This is a genomic window from Silvanigrella sp. (assembly GCF_044369315.1).
Taxonomy (GTDB): Bacteria; Bdellovibrionota_B; Oligoflexia; order Silvanigrellales; family Silvanigrellaceae; genus Silvanigrella.
This window is the reverse complement of the sequence record NZ_JBIPMD010000252.1, coordinates 1-4,563: the sequence shown is the minus strand read 5'-3', so window position 1 is coordinate 4,563 and position 4,563 is coordinate 1. Positions and strand designations below refer to the sequence as shown.

The window sequence follows — 4,563 nt, the reverse complement described above, 5'->3', positions numbered from 1 at the left end:
GCAAAACCCAAAAGATTGGTTACCTTGGAATTATCTTGATACTATCAACAAAATCAAAAACCACTCTCTATAAAAAATTTAATTCCATTCATTGTGTTTGTAAAATGCACTTATTGGGAGGACACGCGCCAATTTGAACGAGATTTGATTTAAATCATATGCATTGGCCTGTTGTTTTAAAACCTGAATATTTAGAATCATTAATCTCGTGGCTAGAAAGACATGCGGAATATTATAAAGTGCCAATTGAGACTTTATTTTCATCTGGTCTTAGAATGAATCCACCTAAAAATATTCTTGAAATTGATTTTATTAAATTTCCTAAACTCTATTCTCAAATAGAAAAATATACAGGGGTCAATAAATTTTTTTTAGAAAAAATGATCCTGGAATCATATTCACCTATGTTATTTGATTTTGTTGGAGTACACACAAGAAATGAATTTGATAATTACACTAATAATTTTAATCCATTTCATTTATACAATAAACATGTTTATCCTAAAAAGACAAATAGTTTAAAAAATATAAATATCATTCCTTGGGTATCAAATACACCTTGGTCAAAAAGTATTACTATTGAAAGATTTTGTTCTCAATGCAAAAAAGAGAATAATTTTTATAAGCAAATAGTTTGGCATCTTTGTCTCATATCGACATGCCAAAAGCATAATTGTTATCTTACGGAAGTAAAAAGTTCATCCAATAAAAAAACAAATTTCACTGAAGTATTCAATGAACCTCCTTCAAAAGAAATTTTATCTTTGGATAAAAAAAATTATGAAGCGTTTAAAAGTGGTATAGTCCATTTTAACAATGGTGATACAATGAATGGATTTGTCTGGTTCAGATTTTTAAGAAGCCTTGCCAAATATGTATGTCCGCCTGAGAAAGTTATTACTCCAGATATAGAAATGTTTAAAAGTTTCTGGAAAAATGTTCCTATTAAATATGAAACTAAAGTTCCATTCGAATTATTAAGTCAAAATGATAGAATTTCTATTATGAAAATAGTTGCATTTCTTGTTAAAAATTGGCCAAGAAACTTTATTTCAAAGGTACTTTATAATTCTTGTGAAATTCGTAATTATAAGATGAAATATTATACGCCATATGCACTTTCAAAATATATAGATTTTCCTTGCGATAAAAATATTTATAAAATGAATCCTGATTTTTCAAGTAAATGTAATTGGCTAAAATATGCCGGTCTTTTTAGCGAAATTCGCTATATATTAAAAAGAGATATTCGAGCTTCTGATAATTTAATCCCCTTCATGGTAGAATATGGAAAAATGTCTATTGATAAAGCAAAAAATCTGATTGATGAATTTGTTAAAATGGATATAAATCGTATTGGAGCAACTGCATACGAGATCAACAAAGATAATGTTAATCTCCAAATTCATTCAGAGAACTCTCTTCCAATTGAAGTGCAAGATCATCATGACTTGCCTGAGTATAACGTGCAGTCGTATTAAGTGAATTATGTCCAAGAAGTGTGGAAAGCTCGACTAATTTCTTATGGTCATTATAATACGAAGTAGCAAAAGTATGCCTTAAAGTATGAGCTGACGCTTTGCAATTTGCTTTAACCATAATTTCTGAAATAATTTTTTGTAGTGCTCTTTTTGTTAACTTTTTACCGACATTAGTTGAAAAAAACGCTGAATTTTCAAAGATAAAATTATTTTCATTTTTAGATTTTCTAAAATCAATATAACTTTGCAGTGCTTTTCGAACACTGGCATTTAAAGGAACAAAACGTTCTTTTCTTCCTTTGCCATCCCGTATACGTACTTGTCCTGATCTTTCATATAAGCATATATCGCTGAGTTGCATGGATTCGACTTCACCAATGCGAAGTCCCGCCTGCAACATCAGTTGAACAATGGCGTAATTACGGGGGCCGTGAATCCCTTTGCCTGCGAAGGTGAGCACTTTGTGTAAGTCATTCTTAGGGAGTGAACGAGGTTTTAAAGCCCTCTGCACGCTTTTTAGCTTCACTTCTGTGGTAGGATCAGTTTTAATGAAGTTATTCTTCAAAGCCCAACTAAAAAAACGTCTAAGGCTTTGGATTCGACGATTGATGGTGGATGCTGCTCGCTTTTCAGTTTGGTCTAAATACCCACGATAGCGTTGAAGAGTGAAAGCATCAATTTCGCTTGCTTTAACAGCAGGAAAGAGTTTATGAACCCACGCTTTAAAAAGATGCAAGTCGCAAAGATAATTTTTGACCGTATGCACAGAACGATCGGTTTTCAAAAGTTCCAGTTCAAAATCTGGAAAATAGGATTCAAAGGTCAGTTCCGAATTTTTGATCATTATATGCACTTTTACCCCCCCCCCCAAGTTAGCATTCCGTAAGAAAGTACATATAACGTACAAAAATTAAGGAAAAAAGTACATATAATGCTATTTATATGTACTTTTTTTGAAAAGGAAGAGCGTTTTATTTTCTAAACAGATAAAAAAGTTTCTTTGCGATTAATCGAGAAGATAGCTTTGAATGATAAGAATTAATATATCAATTAATTTTTTATTGGCAGATTTACAAGTTTTTTTAATAAATTTTTTCTTACAAAAGAACTTTAATTTACATTTTTTAAGAAACTTTTCCTTTTATTAAAATTTCTATCTTATGAGAACTACTCTCAATATTTTGACTTTGTTTTATAACATTATTTGAAATTTCTAGTGATGTATTTGCGGACTCTTGGCATTTTTGAGTGATTTTATCTATTTGTCCCATTGTAATAGATATTTGCCTAACCCCTATCTCTTGTTCTTTTGTAGCATTAAAAATTTGCTCCATTACCATTGAAAGAGATTGAATATTATTATTAATTGTTTGAAAGGTTTCTTTTGCAATTGAAGTTACTTTTTTCCCTTCATTAATTCTTTCTTTTGTTATATTCAAAATCTTGTTAACTTGTTCCTGACTTGAGGCAATTAATTCTTGTATTTCTTGAGCAGATTTGCCACTAATTTTTGCTAAATTACCAACCTCTTCTGCTACAACTGCAAACCCTTTACCGTGTTCACCTGCTCTAGCAGACTCAATCGAGGCATTTAAAGATAAAAGTTCAGTTTTAGCAACAATATCATTAATTACTGCTGTTTTTGAATGAATTTGGGCAATCATATTCGAAAAATCTTGAAGTTGTGCGCTAGATTCTTGAATAGCTTCCATAGAAGAAACAAGATCATTCATAATTTTTTGACCTTGCTCTGCTTTCACAGATGAATCTTTTGCAATTTTTGTAGATTCATTTGCATTTTCAGTTGTTCTATTTACCATGCTTGTTATTTCATTTATAGCAGCTGTACTTTCATGAAGAGAAGCCGCTTGTTCTTCAACCGCCTTATTTAAAAATTGAGAACTTTTTTTTAATGAATCTCCGATTTGATTCATTACACCGCTCTCATGATTTAGTTCTTTTACGGAATTTAAAAATAATTTTGATATAAAGTTTGAAAATAAGATTACAGAAATTAATGATAAAATAAAAATAAAGCATACAGTGATAATTAATAAATATGCATTTCTTTTATTGACTCCAAACAAAATATTTGTTGGAATCGTCGCAACGATTCTCCATTCAATTTCAGGAATAAATTTTTTATTTGAAATTTGCTTGTATGAAATATTAATTTCACTTTTTAGATCATTATCAAAATAAATCATGGAATCTGTTTTATTTGACATAATTTCCTTAAAAGGAGTTGAATTAAAAAACTGATTTGATTGTCTAGCCTTAAAAAATGGATCTATTTCCAATTTATTGGAGTTTCTAGATGGGCTATAGTCAACAATAATTTCACCCTTTTTATTTAATAACATAATTTCAAGCTCTTTTTCCTTAGAAGCATTTTCATAAATATATTGAATTTCATCATTAAACCAAGAAGCATTTGCCCTATTCGTTATGACACCAATTTTTTCACCAGATTTGTTTTTGACAACAGTAGAAAAGCTAGTGGATAAAATTTTTTTTCCATAAGCAACTTCAATTAAAGGATCTATTTTAGCATCTTCAAAATAAGTTCCGGCAAAACCATTTGTTTTATTTTCAGTATATTTTTCAGACAAAGCATTTATAAACCATTCTTCTTGTGAATAATTTTTTGAAGCTAATTTTGAAGAATTGATGGCACTGCCTGAGGCGTTTTTATTGTTTGAAGCAATATAATTCCCTTTTGTATCCACAAATAAGATAATATCATATATCCCATACGTGCTGCTGTAACTATTAAAGACTTCTGTTATATTTTGGATATTTTTTTCTTGTAAAACGGAGTTAACTGCAAAAGCCTGAATATCCCCATATCTTTCATAAAATTGCGCTGAAATTGCTTTATCTAGGGATTGTATGGTGCTTGATTCAAATTTTTCTACAGCAAGATTATTCTGAATTTTTGAATTATTAATGGCAATTATTATTGTTATTAATGATAAAATTGTTAATCCCAATGCGCCAACTATTAAAAGCTTATTTTTTAACTTCATGTTATCTAAAAAGTTTAAATGTAACATTAAGTATTTCCCAATTTAATGTGAAA

Annotated in this window: 3 protein-coding genes; 1 reads left to right on the top strand and 2 read right to left on the bottom strand. The window is 29.7% G+C overall.

Annotated features, from left to right (window positions below):
- Positions 1–158 precede the first annotated feature (158 nt).
- Positions 159–1,481 carry a TniQ family protein gene (locus tag ACIQ56_RS14810; RefSeq protein ID WP_397601816.1) on the top strand — a complete coding sequence of 441 codons (1,323 nt, stop codon included), beginning with the start codon at positions 159–161 and terminating at the stop codon, positions 1,479–1,481.
- Here the strand turns inward: ACIQ56_RS14810 and ACIQ56_RS14805 are convergent.
- A complete protein-coding gene (locus tag ACIQ56_RS14805) occupies positions 1,393–2,325 on the bottom strand; it encodes a tyrosine-type recombinase/integrase (RefSeq protein WP_397601815.1) in 933 nt (310 codons plus the stop codon). The two genes, ACIQ56_RS14810 and ACIQ56_RS14805, sit on opposite strands and share 89 nt — an antisense overlap.
- A 280-nt stretch (positions 2,326–2,605) precedes the next feature.
- Entirely contained in the window at positions 2,606–4,537 is a 1,932-nt protein-coding gene (locus ACIQ56_RS14800) for a methyl-accepting chemotaxis protein (protein WP_397601814.1), read from the bottom strand.
- Positions 4,538–4,563: the final 26 nt, after the last annotated feature.